This is a genomic window from Bosea sp. BIWAKO-01 (assembly GCF_001748145.1).
Lineage (GTDB): Bacteria > Pseudomonadota > Alphaproteobacteria > Rhizobiales > Beijerinckiaceae > Allobosea.
In genome coordinates this window covers 5,503,253-5,518,148 of sequence record NZ_BCQA01000001.1, presented here as the reverse complement: position 1 = coordinate 5,518,148, position 14,896 = coordinate 5,503,253, and the positions used below count along the sequence as shown (strand labels likewise).

The following is a 14,896-nucleotide window of genomic DNA, read 5'->3' as shown; positions in this document are numbered from 1 at the left end:
GCGTCATGGTTCCCCCGGCATCTGCCGCAGACATAACGATTGGCCCGGGGCTCTTGCCGGTATCGAGTGATGCCGATGTCGGTCCGTCTGGCGATGGGGTCATCTTCAACGGCGGCACGCTCCAGTTCGGCACGAGCTTCAACCTCTCGACGGGGCGGGCGCTAAGCCTTGATGCCGCCAGCGGCACCATTGACACCAACGGCTTCGACACGACGTTCGCCCGCGACATCACGGGGGTGGGCGGCCTTAGCAAGACCGGCGCCGGCACTCTCACCTTGAGCGGCATGAACACCTATACGGGCGCGACGAGTGTCGCGGCTGGCGGCACCCTTGCCCTGACAGGTCAAGGCCGCATCAACCAGTCGAGCGGCATCACCGTCGACGGTGTCTTTGACGTAAGCGGGGCAGCTTCTGCGCAGGTCAAGGCTTTGAACGGCAGCGGCGAGGTCCGGCTCGGAACCGCGACCCTTTTGGTCAACACTGCCAGCGGCGTCTTTTCCGGCGCCATCCGCGGCACCGGCGGAATCTCGATCAATGGCGGCACCCAGATTCTGACCGGCGCCAGTGATTTCTCCGGTGGGGCCGGGATCGCGAGTGGCGCCACCCTTCAGATCGGCAATAACGGCAATACGGGGTCGATCACCAGCAATGTGACGAACTATGGCAGCCTGATCTTCAAACGATCCGATGACGTGACCTATGCCGGGAGCATCTCGGGTCCGGGCACGTTCTCGCATTTTGGGTTGAGCAAGCTCACGCTGACCGCGACGAACAGCACCCGAGGAAACGTCTTCATCGGAGCCGGCAGCACCTTGCAGCTGGGCAATGGCGGAACGACCGGCTGGATCGGCGGCACCGGCAACTTTGTCGGCTCGATCAGCAATGCGGGCGCCTTGATCGTCAACCGATCGAACAACGTTTCGTATCGCGGCGTCATATCCGGAAGCGGCACGCTTACGCAGATGGGCAGCGGCACGCTGACCCTGGCCGGCACCAACACCTATACGGGCGCGACACTGGTGACCGGCGGAACGCTCGTCGTGAATGGTTCGATCGCATCCTCTTCGAGTGTGACCGTTTCGCCCGGCGCCACGCTGAGTGGCTCCGGCCAGATTCCCGCGATGATCGTCAATGGCACCCTCGCTCCGGGCAACTCGCCCGGCACGCTTACGGTCAACGGCAGCCTGACGCTGGCGGCAGGATCGAGCTATCTCGCGGAGGTTCAGGGTGCGGTCTCCGATCGCGTCAATGTCACGGGCTCTGCAGCACTCGCCGGTACGCTCCGGATCGTGCCGCTTGGCGGCGCGTACACATTCTCCAGCCCCTACACGTTGCTCTCGGCCGCGGGCGGGCTCGGAGGAAGTCGCTTCGGCACCGAGGCAACATCCGGTACGTTCGGCGACGGCGTTACCACGGCCATCTCCTACACCAGCAACGACGTCCTCCTGACATTGACGCCAAAGCCGCTGGTGCCGATCGTCACGCCGCCGGGAGTTCCCCCGGGAGCCCTGTCGCCGCGCATGTTTGGCGCCAGGATGTTCAGCGGCTTCTCGATTGCCAGCGCGATCGATCGGGCCGTCGCTGCCGGTGCCGATCCATCCCCGCTGTTCGCGATCTACAACCTGCCGGCCGCCGAGATCCCCGCTGCCGTGAACCAGCTTTCCGGCGAAGCCCATACGTCGGTGCCGGCCATGGCCAACTCCGCCGCGGACCAGTTCCTCCACGCCATGCTGAACCCGGCGAGCGCCGGGCGAAGCGGGGCTGGCCCAGGCGCCGCGACGTTCTCGGCGTTGGGCGGCAAGGGAAGCGACGAACCGGTTCGGCCGGCCTTCCTCGACGCCCCCGCATACTCGGTCTGGGGGGCGGTGCTCGGCTCCGTGGGGCGCAATGACGGAGGAGCCCGGGACGGTTCGGCCAAGCGCGATGTCGACGACGTGCATCTCGCCGTCGGTGCCGACCTTCGCGTTGGCCCTGGAAGTACCGTCGGCTTCGCCGTGGCTGGTGGCAGCGCCCGCGCATCGCTCTCGGGCGGGCTCGGAAAGGCCGATGCAGACATTTTCCAGGCCGGCATCTACGGCATGACCAAGCTCGGACCGGTCAACCTGGCTGCTGCCCTGGCCTATGCGCGCCTGGAGAACGATGTGAACCGGGCCGTACCGGCTCTCGGTGCATCCAGCCTTTCATCGTCCTATGGCAGCAACGCCTGGAGTGGGCGCCTGCAAGCCAGCGCCGCTCTGTTTGAGTGGTCCGGCGTCACGCTTTCACCTGTGGCAGCATTGCAGGCCATCCAGGTCCGCAGCCCGGCCGTGACCGAGGCGAGCTGGAATGGCGCCAATGCCGCCGCGTTGAACCTGGCTCGGCGGAGCGACGTTACCAGCCGAAGCGAGCTCGGTATGCAGCTTGATCTGGCTGGGGCTGTGAACGGCCTCCCGGCTGCCGGTTATCTGCGGGCTGGCTGGGCGCATTACTATCAGCGCGAAGCCGGTTTGAGCGCCACGATCAGCGGTCTCGCGGGTTCAGGGTTTGCGATCGACGGCGCGCGCGCTCCCCGCAACAGTGCGCTCCTGGCGGCCGGGCTCGATCTGAAGATCACGCCAGCCATAACCCTGGGCGCTCGCTTCGATGGTGAACTCGCAGCAAGTGCAAATCGCCTCGGCGGACAGGCGCTGGTCAAGATGAGCTTCTAGGCTGCCGCTAGGACGTCCGGGCGAGGCTCTCGCTAGGACGTCCGGGCGAGGCTCTCGCTCGGACCCGGTCGATAGAGGGCGCCTTGCGCGCCGCCTGATCTGCGGTCGACGTTGCGACGGAGTTCGGCGGCGCGGGAGAGGCGGTTTGCGCTGGTCGCAGCCGGCTCAATGGGAGGCTGGGCCCCAGGATCAGCGCAGGAGCCATTGGCGTTGGGCCTGTCCGCGTTGCCGTGATCATTCAGCCTGGCGCAGCGGAAACTCATGGAACCATCGGAGGGATTCAGCGATTATCTGAGCGGGGGGCCGCTTGCCGATATGCGAACTGCATGCGCGCCATGGCACATGCGCCCAGGCTCCTGGCGGAGGAAGACGCCAAGGGTTTTCCCGATGCGAGGGGCCGCCTCGAACGCCATATCGGGAGGGAACGATGATCCAGTTCGAATTGCTACGCGACCAGGCTGTCCTTGTGCTGTCGCCGGACGGGCCGATTGAACAGGCCGATTTTGAACGGATCGCCCGGGAGGTCGATCCGTTCATCGCATCCCATGGCAGGCTCGCTGGAGTGATGATCTGCGCAAAGGCCTTTCCGGGCTGGGACAGCTTCGGCGCGCTCGTATCCCATCTCCGCTTCGTCAGGGATCATCACCGCAAGATCGATCGGATCGCGGCGGTGACCGATAGCGAGTTGCTGAAAATCATGCCGCATATCGCCAAGCACTTCGTTGCGGCGGAGGTTCGGCGATTTCCCTTCGGTGAAAGGGTGCAGGCCCTGGCGTGGCTGGAAGCCGCGCGCTGATTGCGGCTGTCCGAAGTGATGGATGGAGCAGGGCCGGCTCGTCGGGGGAGACAATCAGGAGCCCAAGGACAATCAGGAGCCCAGCAGCGCCGCGGCAGCCGGCTGCAACATCACATGTGCGATTCAGGCCGCAGACGAATATCCTCTTCCAGCGAAAGCGGGCTCCGCGGCTCAGGGCTCAATCTGCAGGGGACGCCGAAAGAGCGCCTTACGAGATGTCCCCGCAGGGGCTATAAATACGCGCCGGATAGCTCAGGTATTCGCTGCCGATATACTTGAGGTGCCTGAGCCGTCGTATTCTCTCGTCTGCAACAGACCGATAGCGCCTCGCCTGACGAGGCCACGGAGATCATGTCGGTCGGCTGTCGGCCGGACAGAGGCGCGTTGATCAGGGCGATCCAGGTGCCTTTAGCCGCCGCATGAGGGTCATCTGCCGCAAGTGGAGCATCCCGATGTGGATTCTGATGTATGTCTTCTCCTACTCGGTCAACCCCGCCGCTACAAACGACAGGGCGGAATGGAGGCTCCGTCCGAGCGTAGTGTTCCAGGAATTCTCAACGGAAGAGCGATGTCTGTCCGCAAAATCGAAACTTGATAGCAGCTTAAAGGAGGCTGGAGACAAGCTTAGACGTGGGTTGGAGGATTTGAAGAGCATCGGGAAAGCCGGGCCGGGGCAGATCATCGTTGCCTATCAGGTGGAGTGCCTTCCGAAATGATTTCGGATCTGATGCTCTGAATCGACTGCCATGTGCCGCTTGATACAGCGAAGTCGGCCGGGAATGGCGTTCGCATCGGTCCGCGCGTGGTGACATCTGCGGTGTCTTCCGTGGACACGGGTGCCATGGATGATGAGCGCGAGCGACGGACTCCGTTGCAACATTTGACGGCGCGGGCCTCTCCGCCCATGGCCGGAGTGCGCACCTGAACCAGGATCGGCGCAGCTGAGCGGCGGACCGGCGATGAAGCCACGAATTCGCGTCGTTATTGCAACACGCGCCAGCCGTGCTCCGCCCTCGGCCACAACCTGTGCGTTCAGGCTGGCGGAGCGGGCCGGGGGCATGCCATAGCCACGGGATCGACAGGGTGCTTAAGGATTGGCCAGGTCAATGCGACGAGACGGTGATGCTCCCAGGCGGTCGCGCCGGCGCTGGATCAAGGCCTCCCTCATCGCAATAGCGGCATTGCTTGTTCTCGTCTTGCTGCCCCTCGGCCTCATTCTCTATCCGACGCTCAAGCCCTATCCGAAGACGGATTATCAGGCCGCCGCTTCACAGGCCGAAAGGAACCGGCAGGATCTGGCCCATCTGCGGCGTCTGCCCGAGGTCGAGCGGAGCTTCACCAGCGAATCCCGTACGGCGTTTGGGCAAGCCCTCGATGCGATCGAGCAGCGGGCAGGTGATCTCGACAGGGCGGGTATGGCGATGGCGACGGCAAAGGCTGTGGCCCTTGCCGATAACGGCCACACCAATATCGTTGGGATGGCAGGGGATCATGGCTTCAACGCCGCGCCCATCCGCTTGGGATGGTTTTCTGACGGCTTGTACGTGATCGCGGCCGCCGACAGTCAGCGCCATCTTCTCGGTGGGCAGATTCTCGGCGCAAACGAGCGCCCCACCGAAGCCCTGGTGGAGGCGTTGCGCCCCTATGTCGGCGGCCCCGCCAATCTGTCGAAGGAGTTCGTACCGAATTTCCTGATCTCGCCTGAACTTCTCCATGCCGCCGGCCTCGCCGACACGGCAAGCAGCAGCATCTTCGACATCCGGGCCCCAGATGGGAGCATGAGACGGACGAAGCTGGCTGCACTGCCTGCCAGCCAGGCGCCGTTGAGTGGCAATTTTTGGCCGAAGCGCCAACTGAGCCCCGTTGCGCCAGCCACTGGCGCGACAGAATGGCGGCACGTCCTCGATGGCGTTGCTCTGCCGCTCTATCTCGCTCGCCCCGACGAGAACTATTGGCATGTCTATCCGGCGCGGGATCTGCTCTATGTCCAGATCAACCGGATGAGCGACAAGGGGCCGGTCTCCGCATCCCGGTATCTGTCGGACATGCTCGACGAGGCGGGCAAGAAGTCCATTCGAAACGCCGTCGTCGACCTGCGCTTCAACCGCGGCGGCGATTATGTCCTGACCGCGGATTTCTCGCGCCGCTTGCCTGAGCTTCTGCCGCCTGGTGGCAGGCTCTTCATTCTGACGAGCGCAAACACCTTTTCCGCAGCGATCAGCACGGCGGCACGGCTGAAATATTTCGCCGGCTCTCGCGCGCTCCTGATCGGTGAGGCGATGGGCGACCGGTCCCAGTTCTGGGGCGAGGGCGGAACCACCCTGTTGCCGAATACGAAACTGACGTTGCGCTATACGACGGCCTATCACGATTGGGAGAACGGCTGCAGCCTTTCGCAGATCATGACGTGCTTCCTGCTGAACTATGCCTATGCCGTGCCGGCAGGATCGCTCCAGCCGACGCTGACGGTCGCACCGACCTTCGCGGACTATGCCGCCGGCAAGGATCCCGTGATGTCGGAGGTCATGCGGCTGATCACTGCCGGCCAATAGGCGCGAGCGGCTCGCGTGCGATGGCGAGCCGGCCTCCGCTCCAGGGCTGCCGGCGTCAAGCAATTCGGTCCGGAGCGATATCAGCGGGCCGCTGGCGCCTACTCGGAATAGTCGATGGGGGCTTCGGCGGGCGCAGTGTTGTCGGCGCTCGCGTCGACGCAGAGCAGTCGATCGAGCTTGACCCGACCGTTGCCGGCCCGACAGGGCCCTGACCGACAGTTTGTGACAGATCAATGCCTCCCCGCTCGACTGCCGTGATGGTGTCGGTTGCGGGGGAAGGGTAATGAATGGTTCTTCGCGCGAAGTCTTGCGGTTCGGTGGGGTAGCTTTGGCGCTTGCAAACGCCGTCATGCTGCTGCTCAGCTTCATCGATGCGGTGAACGATGAAGAGGCGATCGAAGCCGCTCGGTCCACTGCCACTCTGCCGACGCTTCTACTGATCCTCGGCTCCATAGCTGTGGCAATCAGCTTTGCGGGAGAACGCTAGAATCCCGTCGCTTCGAAAGGGCTGGAGAATTTTCTCATTTTGGGCGATGCTGAGGCGGAACTTGGGCAGTGCTGCCGCAGTTGAAGCTGAGCAAACCTCGGAGGCGACAATGGGCATTCTCGAGCTATCGATCGTGTTGGCATGTGCATCGGCCATCGGTTTCTACATCGCTGATGGAGCGGCGTGAGGCATGTCGCCTCCGCCTTGATCTGATGCAGGCGCGCAGCCGCGCCACCAATGCACGTGACTTCATGATCGCTGCCGCAGGGGTTCTCTGGAACGGCCTGTGATGCAGGTCCTGAGCCGGTCTGTGAGAGCGGTCAGCTGTCTGGATTGGGAAATCGGCCGGGCTCTCCCAGCTGGACGTGGTCCGCCTCGTTGTCCTGCCCCGTCTGCAGCGAGATGTTCAAGGCAATCAGCAGCGAAACCCTCCCTGTGAGTTCGTTGATCGCGTCGATCATCTCATCGACGATTTCGGCGCTGTGATCGAGACCACATTGCTCGAGGAACACGACAGCTTTGCGCGCACGAAGGATCAGGTCGTCATAAACAGGTTGCATAACGATCACCGCCAGCTGCGGGAGCCCATGAGCATGATGCAGCCTGGGCGTGCGCGGGTAGAGACTTACGGCCGATATCTTCCGAGCCCTAAGACCCCAGACCCTTTGGGACCTATCATGCAGCCCTGATGCCTTCCTCGAATTCCTCGGGAATGGCGCCGTGGCGGGCGAGAACCTCAATCGAGCTGAGTTCGCTGGTCTCGTCATCAGCCACGACATGGATGACGGCGACGCCTTCCGCCCGCCCCGCAAGCCGCTCCGCATCGCGCAGGGCATGGTGCTTGGTCTTGGCGGGCGTCTTGTTGCCCGGCACCAGCCGTTTCCGGCGGGTGACGAATTCCTGGATGATGAAGGTGTCGACATTCATGGCGTGAATCTCCGCGATCTCCAGATGTTCTATCTATGTTCTCACGCGAGTGCGAGTCAAAATCTCGGCGACCATGCGTGTCTGCGACATGCTCACCTGGCGGTGATCGGCGGCGTCCAGGGGCGCTCCTGCGGCGTGCCGCGATAGCGCGGCCGGGCCCTGCAGTGGCGAGGATGGGCGTCCGGTTTCGGGCATTTTTGAACCGGCGCCAGGATCATGCGTTTAGCCTTGACCTCAACAGAGTGCCAATCATGATCCGTTCGACTGTCCATAGCCTGATTGCGCTGGCGCTGCTCTCGGGCGCGGCATCCAGCCAGACTGCTCCGGCAGAAAATCCTTCCTCACCCGAGATCGTCGCCTGCAAGGCCACGGCGCTCCATACGATCTCGGCGCGGGAGCCAGACATCAAGGACATCTATATCGACGAGGACGGGGCGACGATCGCCACCTCCGAAACCAAGGTCGGTGATACGCCGATCACACGCATCATCATGGGCGAAGCCTATTTGCGCACCGACCGCACGGACAAGCCGCGGCGGTTCCTGTGCCTGATCGGAGAAAAGGGCAAGGTGCTGCTGACCTTCTTCACGCAGCGCTGACAACTTGGCGGCACTCTTCCAGGCCCCGTGGCGCGGGCATTGGGGCCAAAGCATCGGCCCGAAAAGTGGATTGCGGTTTTCGGGAAAGCCGATTCAAGCGCGAAGGGTTAGATCATCGGACTGGATACCATATCCGATCCGATGATCCGGGCACGTCGGGTACGACCACTCACAGGCGCCGACCATGCCCGCTGCGCCGGACGGGGGCAGCGGGCTCGTTCTCGTTCTGCGGCCGGAAAACGCGATGCGGCCATGGTGCGATCAATGCGGGGGACGGTCTCGAGATGGATGAATGCGCTTAGCCTGGGCGACGACGATCCGGCGGCAGTCACAGGGAAACGTTCCGGACCCATCGCTTCACACCCCGGCAAGATCCGCTCCGCGATCGCGCCGTCAGAACGTGCGTTCCTCCATCATCTTCACTGAATCGGGAGCAGGCTTATAATGCCATGTTGATGTTGCTATGGAGGACGTTGTCGTGGGGGTAGACATCGTGCGGCTCGCCTGTTGTTCCATACATCCCGCGAGCGGCATCAAGATTAGAACAGCCAGTGAAAGACGAAGCACATAGGTCATCACTACACCTCATCGTGAAAGGTGAGACGATATTGCCCCCTCGGCCTCGGCGATAACTGCAATATACGACGCATTGTCGCAGCCAGAGATCACAGCCCGGTCGAGCATCATCACGTCATCGCGACTGTGTTTCAGGAGCGGATCTGATGGCAGAGCTCTATGAAAACGGATTGCACTCATCGCGCGTCGACCATCGGAACCAAATCGTTCGCTGCGCGTTTTCAGGACGAGTTAGTGACCCCAAACTTGGCCCGGCTCTCCGAAAGGGGGCCGGGTTTCTGTTATCTGGGTCAGAGCGGGCGAGGCATCGGCAGGACTCGGCTCAGGGGGCGTGCAGTCCAGAAGGCATCTGCGAGTCAGGAGACCAGGAGCGCGACCACAATCCAGGCCAGTACGGCCAGAACGAGCCCAGCGATCAGGACCTTCAGAACCGGGCGGCCAAGGAAACCCTGCCGCGCTTCGACCGGCGTTTCCTGCGCAGGATGCGCCGCCGAGTGATCGTCGGGGCGCAGGGGAGGGATCGGGTCGCCACCCCGTGTCGCCGATTGGTTTTCGGCCCGTCGTTCAGTCTCCGTTTCCATGGCGTTTTCCTCCGCACGGTTCCGAGCTCGCGGCTGTCCACGAATGACGGAACAACGGTGCCGCCCTACGCCAGGTTCCGCTGCACGGCTGATCCGGACCACAGGAAACGGGTGGCTGCACCCTGCGGCCACTCGCTAGTTCGCCCTGACGACACCGACGGAGGAGCGAGCTGTGGAACTGGAAGACAAGGCGATCATCATCACGGGAGCGAGCAGCGGAATCGGCGCTGCGGCGGCGCTGTTGTTTGCAGCCGAGGGAGCCAAGCTGGTGATGCTTCTGATCGTCGCCCGGCAATCCTGATCTGGCGCCTCACTTCAGCGCCAGCATCAGGCCAGCCGCACCGAAATGCCCCCATCCACGAGCATCGGGCTTCCCGTCACGAAGCTGGACCTGTCGGACAGCAGGAACAGGGCTGCCTGGGCAATCTCCTCTGAACGCGCCATGCGCTTCATGGGGTGCAGATTGGCGACGAAATCCAGGACGGCCGGCTGTCCCTCGCCACCGCTTGGCGTGATGGTGCCGCCCGGCAGGAGCGCATTGACGCGGATGCCGTCCGCGGCATGTTCGGACGCCAGCGACTGCATCAGGCCGATCATGCCGGCCTTGGACGCGGCATAGGCCGCCATTCCCGGCAGCCCGCCATTGCTGAAGCCGACGAAGGAGGATGTGAAGACGATCGAGCCATGCCCGCTCTCCTTCATGACCGGGATCTGGGCTTTCGCTGCGAGGAATGCGCTCGTCAGATTGACCGCGATGACATCGTTCCAGTTCGCCATCCCCATCTCGGCGACCGGCACCATGTCGCCGACGATGCCGGCATTGTTGAAGGCGCCGTCCAGGTGACCGAATTCCTTGAGGGCCAGGGCGACGAGAGCGCTGGCATAGTCCCCATCCCTGACGTCGCCGGCCAGACACACGGCGCGCTCATGGTTCTTTCGAATCTGCGCAGCCAAGGCTTCCATCTCGGGGCCACGGCGGGCTCCTAGCACCGATCGGGCGCCTCGTCATCCCCGGCGCGGACTGGGAGGAGCGATACGGTTTGGGAACGTATGTGTTTCGCTGGCGTTACCTCGTCGTCTATCGGCTTCATCAACGGCAGAGGCATGGCAATGCGAGAGCACACAACCCCGGCGGTCGAAAGTCTCCGGAAGGAGCAGAAACAGCAGCGAAAGACCGAGCGTGAAAGCACCCCGGAACAACAGCTCGACAAGGCGCTGAAGGACACGTTCCCCGCAAGCGACCCGGTCGCCGCGCAGAGCCCGGCCAAGCCTGGGGCGCCGGGCAAGAGGCGGCAGTAGGACGAATAGCGCCGGCTGGCTCCTCCGGCGCGGAACCAGTTCCAAGGGGCGCGTCAGCGGGCATGGAGGGCGCTCATCCTCTTGCGCGGCGTCCATGATGTGCCCCGTTGGCGAGCAAATGCGCAGTCTCGCCACAGAGAACGGAGGCACACCGTCTGCGCAGGCCGCAAGGCGTCGCCGGAGCGCCTGGTCAGCGCCGCGGCCGCTTGCCACGCAATCGAGGCCGCCTCCGCCGGCCGCTGAATCCCTTCATCATAAGCAAGATCAGCGAAATCAGCATGGTCAATGGCAGGCCCGGCACATCATGCTCCAGATCCTCCTTGCGATCGGCGGCGGCGGTGTGACGAAAGGCTGGATCAATCGCGGCGCGCCCGCGGCGATTATGGGGGCGCGCCTTGCCCTGGGGCGGCTACCAGATGGGACAGAGTGGCGCTCGCGTGCTTATGACGACAGGCTCGGTATCAAGGTCAGCCGGTCGATGGACCAGAGGCCCAAGGGCCGGAGGCGGTTCATGCCCCGGTCGGGCCGCTGTCCAAGGCGTCCGAGCGCCAAGCCGGGCTGGATGCCCCGTGGCAAGTCTCAAATGCGATAACGGGAAGAACCGCGAAGCTTGGTCTTTACTGAGGCTCCCAGGCTGCCATGCAGATGGCCCGATCGCTCACGGCGAATGCGAATCAACGGCCGCAGTATCGGTGACATATTTCACACATGAGGCCGGCTAATGAGGCCCAGGGTCCCCGTCCGTCTTGCGCACGTGCAGCCCGGCTGCGAGTCTGTAGCCTCGCACGGCTCCAATGGCACGCCCGATGCTCTTCAATTCTACCGAGTTCATCTTTGTCTTTCTTCCGCTTGCGGTGCTCCTGCACTTCGCACTCGCGCGCGTGAGCGCGGCGGCCGCGATCATCGGCACGACGCTGTCGTCGCTCGTCTTTTATGCATGGTGGAACCCGCCCTATGTACTGCTACCGGTAGCGTCGATCGTAGCGAATTTCTGGTTCGCGCGGCTGATTGCGGCGGCGGAGAAACCGGCGGCGAAGCGGCTTCTGATCTTCGGAATCGTCAGCAACATCCTGGTGCTATGCTATTGGAAATACGCTGACTTCCTTCTTTCGATCGTTCATTCCTACAAGGCCGCGCCCCCCGTCGTTCCACTCGCCTTGTCGTTCACGACATTCGTGCAGATCGCCTTTTTGGTCGACGTCTACCGCCGCAAAGTTCCGCTTGATTTCAGCCGCTACGCGTTCTTTGTCGCCTTCTTCCCGCATCTGATCGCGGGACCCATCGTGCGCTGGAACAGCTTCGGCAGGCAGCTCGGCGATAATGCGCGCTTCCGGTTGGATTGGTCGAACGTCGCCCTTGGACTGACGATTTTCATCATCGGCATCGCCAAGAAGGTGCTGATCGCCGATTCGCTTTCGCCGCATGTCGGCACGGTCTTCGACGCTGCGGCGAGGGGCGACCCGGTCACCGCCATCGCCGCCTGGGGCGGTGCCCTGGCCTTCTCGGCCCAGATCTACTTCGATTTTTCCGGCTATTCCGAAATGGCGATCGGCCTCGGGCTGTTGTTCAATTTCCGGCTGCCGGTGAATTTTGCCGCACCGTTGCGCGCAACCAGCATCCTGGACTTCTGGCGGCGGTGGCACATCACGCTGTCGCAGTGGCTGCGGGACTATATCTACGGGCCGCTGACCTTCGGCCGGCCGATGGGGTGGTGGCGCGCCATCGCGGTGATGATCACGATGACCCTGGCCGGGCTCTGGCACGGAGCCGGGTGGACGTTCGTGGTATGGGGCGCCTATCACGGCTGCCTTCTCACCATCAACACGATCTGGCAGCGGATCGTGCCCGAGCGGGATGAGCCGACGCAGGCTGGGCGGTTCGTCGGATGGGCGCTGACCTTCACGGCCTTTGTGGTGGGCTCAGTCCTGTTTCGCTCTGCGGATATCGAGACGTCGGGGCATCTCCTCGCCGCCATGGGCGGCATGGGCCAAACCCCGGTCGCGGAGGCGCTCACGCTGCAGCACGACTGGTGGGCCATACGCCAGGGCTGGATATCGGAGGCCTTCATCCGCACCTGGCTCGGCAGCACCTGGTCGCTCACCGGGACTGCGCTGACCCTGCTGGCGCTGGCGATTGCCCTGCTCCTGCCAGACCCGATGGAGATCACCGGTTATCGCGAAGGCGATGCCCAGTCGAATTGGCGAAGACATGTCGGCGTGCTGGCCTGGCGCCCCTCGCTCATCGCCCTCGGCACGGCTTTCCTGCTCTTCGGCGAGGTGTTCTTCCGGCTCGGGCAGGTGAGCGAGTTCCTCTATTACCAATTCTGACGATCAGTCTGGGAGCGTAGCGTTTGATGGCAAGTGACAAGGGCGAAGCAGAAATCACCGCGTGGTGCGTCGCGCATCTCGCCAAGGGGCTGCGACGTCCTGCGGAAAAGATCGATCCGCAGGCCAAGTTCACGCGCCTGGGCGTCGATTCCGCGATGGCGGTTTACCTGGTGGCCGAGCTCGAGGAATGGCTTGGGCGCGAACTTGCCCCTGAACTGGCCTTTGAATACCCCACCATCGCAACGCTTGCCCGTCACCTCGCGGGAGAGCCGGATTGAACCAAATCCCAGCAGTTCAAGAGAGCCCGGCGGTCCTCGGGACCGGGTACAACTCGATGGTCGAGCTGCTGCGTGCGCGCGCCGCGGAGCAGCCGAACGAGCGTGCCTATGCCTTCCTGTCGGATCGCGGCGGCGAGGAGGCATCGCTCACCTTCTCGGAGCTCGAGAGCCGCGCCCGTGCGCTAGCGGCGGAGCTGGTAGAGCGCGGTCTCTCCGGCGAGCGCGCGCTCCTGATGTTCCCGCCCGGGCTCGATTTCCTCGTCGCCTTCTTCGGCTGCCTGATCGCCGGCACGATCGCTGTACCGATGATGCCGCCACGGCGCCTGGGCGCGCGCAATTCGAGCGCCAGCATCGTCGCCGATTGCACGCCGCGTATCGCATTGACGAGCCCGGCACTGCAGGCGACACGCGGCGACCTCGCGGAGCGTCTCCAGGCACCCGCACTCGATTTCATGGCTGTCGACGCCACGAAGGAGGTCGAGGCGCCGGCGGGAAGCATGTTCCCGGAGCCCGGCCTGCAGGACTTGGCTTTCCTGCAATATACCTCGGGCTCGACCTCGGATCCCAAGGGCGTGATGGTGAGCCATGGCAATCTTCTCGCCAATAGCGAGATGATCCGGCTCGTCTACGGCAACACCCGTGCGACGACCTATGTGAGCTGGGTGCCGCTCTATCACGACATGGGGCTCATCCTGAACGTGCTGCAGACGCTCTATGTCGGCTCGCTTTGCGTGCTCATGGCCCCCGTGAGCTTCATGCAGCGCCCCCTGAACTGGCTGCGCGCGATCAGCGACTACCGCGCCGAATTCGCGACAGCGCCGAATTTTGCCTTCGATCTCTGCGTCGATCGCTTCCGCCCCGACCAGATGGCGGGCATCGACCTATCCGGCTGGAAGATTGCGCTCAACGGCGCCGAGCCGGTGCGCGCGGAAACGATGGAGCGCTTCACCGAGACCTTCGCGCCCTATGGCTTCGATCCCAAGGCATGCTCTCCGGCTTATGGCCTCGCGGAGGCGACGCTTCTGGCCTCCGGCGGCGGGCGGGGGCGGGGGCTCGTAAAGCTGAGAGTGAGCCGGGAGGCGCTGCAACGCTATCGCGCAGCCGCGCCGTCGAGCGATGAGGACGCGCAGTTCGTCGCAGGTTGCGGCAAGGCCCTCGTCGGCGAAAGACTCGCGATCGTCGATCCGGAGACGTGCCGTCGCCTTCAACCCGGTCATGCCGGCGAGATTTGGATTTCCGGTCCGAATGTCACCCAGGGCTATTGGCAAAACGCCAAGGCCACCGCCGCGACCTTCTGGCCGCGTATCGAAGGGGAAGCCGAGGAACGCTGGCTTCGCACCGGCGATCTCGGGTTCCTCGATGACACCGGTGAGCTCTTCATCACCGGGCGCATCAAGGACGTGATCATCATTCGCGGCGTCAACCATTATCCGCAGGACCTGGAGGACACCGTGCAGGCGAGCCATCCAGCCTTGCGCCGGCATGGCGGCGCCGCCTTCTCGATCCTGGACGAGGATGGCGAGGGGCGTCTGGTCGTGGTGCAGGAGGTCGAGCGGACGCAGATGCGCCACGTCTCCATCGATGACATCGAGGACACGATCCGCGAGGCGATCGCGACCGAACACGAACTTGCCATCCAGGAGGTCGTGCTGATCCGCCCCGGCAACCTGCCGAAGACGACGAGCGGCAAGATCCAGCGGGGCCTTGCCCGCAGTCTTTTCCTCGACGGACACCTTGCCGAACTCCAGCCAGGTTTGCCCGATGCTCTGGCGTAAGAAGAAGCCGGG

At 63.7% G+C, this 14,896-nt stretch carries 13 protein-coding genes and 2 pseudogenes; 11 read left to right on the top strand and 4 right to left on the bottom strand.

Going from position 1 to position 14,896, the window contains the following annotated elements:
- Positions 1–53: 53 nt before the first annotated feature.
- The 5 genes from BIWAKO_RS25765 to BIWAKO_RS35550 all read left to right on the top strand — a co-directional run bounded on the left by BIWAKO_RS25765 (position 54) and on the right by BIWAKO_RS35550 (position 6,522).
- Positions 54–2,687 (top strand): autotransporter outer membrane beta-barrel domain-containing protein, encoded by a 2,634-nt coding sequence (locus BIWAKO_RS25765; RefSeq protein WP_069881079.1) that lies wholly within the window; start codon positions 54–56, stop codon positions 2,685–2,687.
- A gap of 427 nt (positions 2,688–3,114) precedes the next feature.
- Positions 3,115–3,483 (top strand): SpoIIAA family protein, encoded by a 369-nt coding sequence (locus tag BIWAKO_RS25760; protein ID WP_069881078.1) that lies wholly within the window; start codon positions 3,115–3,117, stop codon positions 3,481–3,483.
- A 452-nt stretch (positions 3,484–3,935) separates the two neighbouring features.
- A complete protein-coding gene (locus BIWAKO_RS25755; RefSeq protein WP_069882786.1) occupies positions 3,936–4,199 on the top strand; it encodes a hypothetical protein in 264 nt (87 codons plus the stop codon).
- Between the two features lie 390 nt (positions 4,200–4,589).
- Entirely contained in the window at positions 4,590–6,035 is a 1,446-nt protein-coding gene (locus tag BIWAKO_RS25750) for a S41 family peptidase (RefSeq protein ID WP_141740233.1), read from the top strand.
- A gap of 283 nt (positions 6,036–6,318) precedes the next feature.
- Complete coding sequence (locus BIWAKO_RS35550; RefSeq protein WP_141740232.1) at positions 6,319–6,522, top strand: hypothetical protein; 204 nt, start codon at positions 6,319–6,321, stop codon at positions 6,520–6,522.
- A 320-nt stretch (positions 6,523–6,842) separates the two neighbouring features.
- Here BIWAKO_RS35550 and BIWAKO_RS25745 read toward each other — a convergent pair whose 3' ends face one another.
- The gene (locus BIWAKO_RS25745; RefSeq protein WP_069881076.1) at positions 6,843–7,082 is read right to left on the bottom strand and encodes a hypothetical protein; all 240 of its coding nucleotides are present in this window, start codon (positions 7,080–7,082) and stop codon (positions 6,843–6,845) included.
- Between the two features lie 115 nt (positions 7,083–7,197).
- Complete coding sequence (locus BIWAKO_RS25740) at positions 7,198–7,449, bottom strand: hypothetical protein (RefSeq protein ID WP_069881075.1); 252 nt, start codon at positions 7,447–7,449, stop codon at positions 7,198–7,200.
- Between the two features lie 251 nt (positions 7,450–7,700).
- Here BIWAKO_RS25740 and BIWAKO_RS25735 point away from each other — a divergent pair, with 251 nt between their 5' ends.
- The gene (locus tag BIWAKO_RS25735; protein WP_069881074.1) at positions 7,701–8,048 is read left to right on the top strand and encodes a hypothetical protein; all 348 of its coding nucleotides are present in this window, start codon (positions 7,701–7,703) and stop codon (positions 8,046–8,048) included.
- 932 nt (positions 8,049–8,980) lie between these two features.
- Here the strand turns inward: BIWAKO_RS25735 and BIWAKO_RS25730 are convergent.
- Entirely contained in the window at positions 8,981–9,205 is a 225-nt protein-coding gene (locus BIWAKO_RS25730; protein ID WP_069881073.1) for a hypothetical protein, read from the bottom strand.
- 172 nt (positions 9,206–9,377) lie between these two features.
- Here BIWAKO_RS25730 and BIWAKO_RS35545 point away from each other — a divergent pair.
- Positions 9,378–9,479: pseudogene (locus tag BIWAKO_RS35545) on the top strand (SDR family NAD(P)-dependent oxidoreductase); the annotation flags it as partial.
- A 53-nt stretch (positions 9,480–9,532) separates the two neighbouring features.
- Here the strand turns inward: BIWAKO_RS35545 and BIWAKO_RS25725 are convergent.
- Positions 9,533–10,207 (bottom strand): annotated as a pseudogene (locus tag BIWAKO_RS25725) (SDR family oxidoreductase); the annotation flags it as partial.
- A 108-nt stretch (positions 10,208–10,315) separates the two neighbouring features.
- Here BIWAKO_RS25725 and BIWAKO_RS25720 point away from each other — a divergent pair.
- The 4 genes from BIWAKO_RS25720 (at position 10,316) to BIWAKO_RS25700 (ending at position 14,884) form a co-directional block, all read left to right on the top strand.
- Positions 10,316–10,504: a hypothetical protein gene (locus tag BIWAKO_RS25720; protein WP_141740231.1), complete on the top strand. Its 189-nt coding sequence runs from the start codon at positions 10,316–10,318 to the stop codon at positions 10,502–10,504.
- A gap of 806 nt (positions 10,505–11,310) precedes the next feature.
- On the top strand, positions 11,311–12,831 hold the full coding sequence (locus tag BIWAKO_RS25710; protein ID WP_069882785.1) for an MBOAT family O-acyltransferase: 1,521 nt from the start codon (positions 11,311–11,313) through the stop codon (positions 12,829–12,831).
- 26 nt (positions 12,832–12,857) lie between these two features.
- A complete protein-coding gene (locus BIWAKO_RS25705) occupies positions 12,858–13,109 on the top strand; it encodes an acyl carrier protein (protein WP_069881070.1) in 252 nt (83 codons plus the stop codon).
- A complete protein-coding gene (locus BIWAKO_RS25700) occupies positions 13,106–14,884 on the top strand; it encodes a fatty acyl-AMP ligase (protein ID WP_371332071.1) in 1,779 nt (592 codons plus the stop codon). The genes BIWAKO_RS25705 and BIWAKO_RS25700 overlap by 4 nt, the downstream gene beginning before the upstream one ends.
- Positions 14,885–14,896 lie beyond the last annotated feature (12 nt).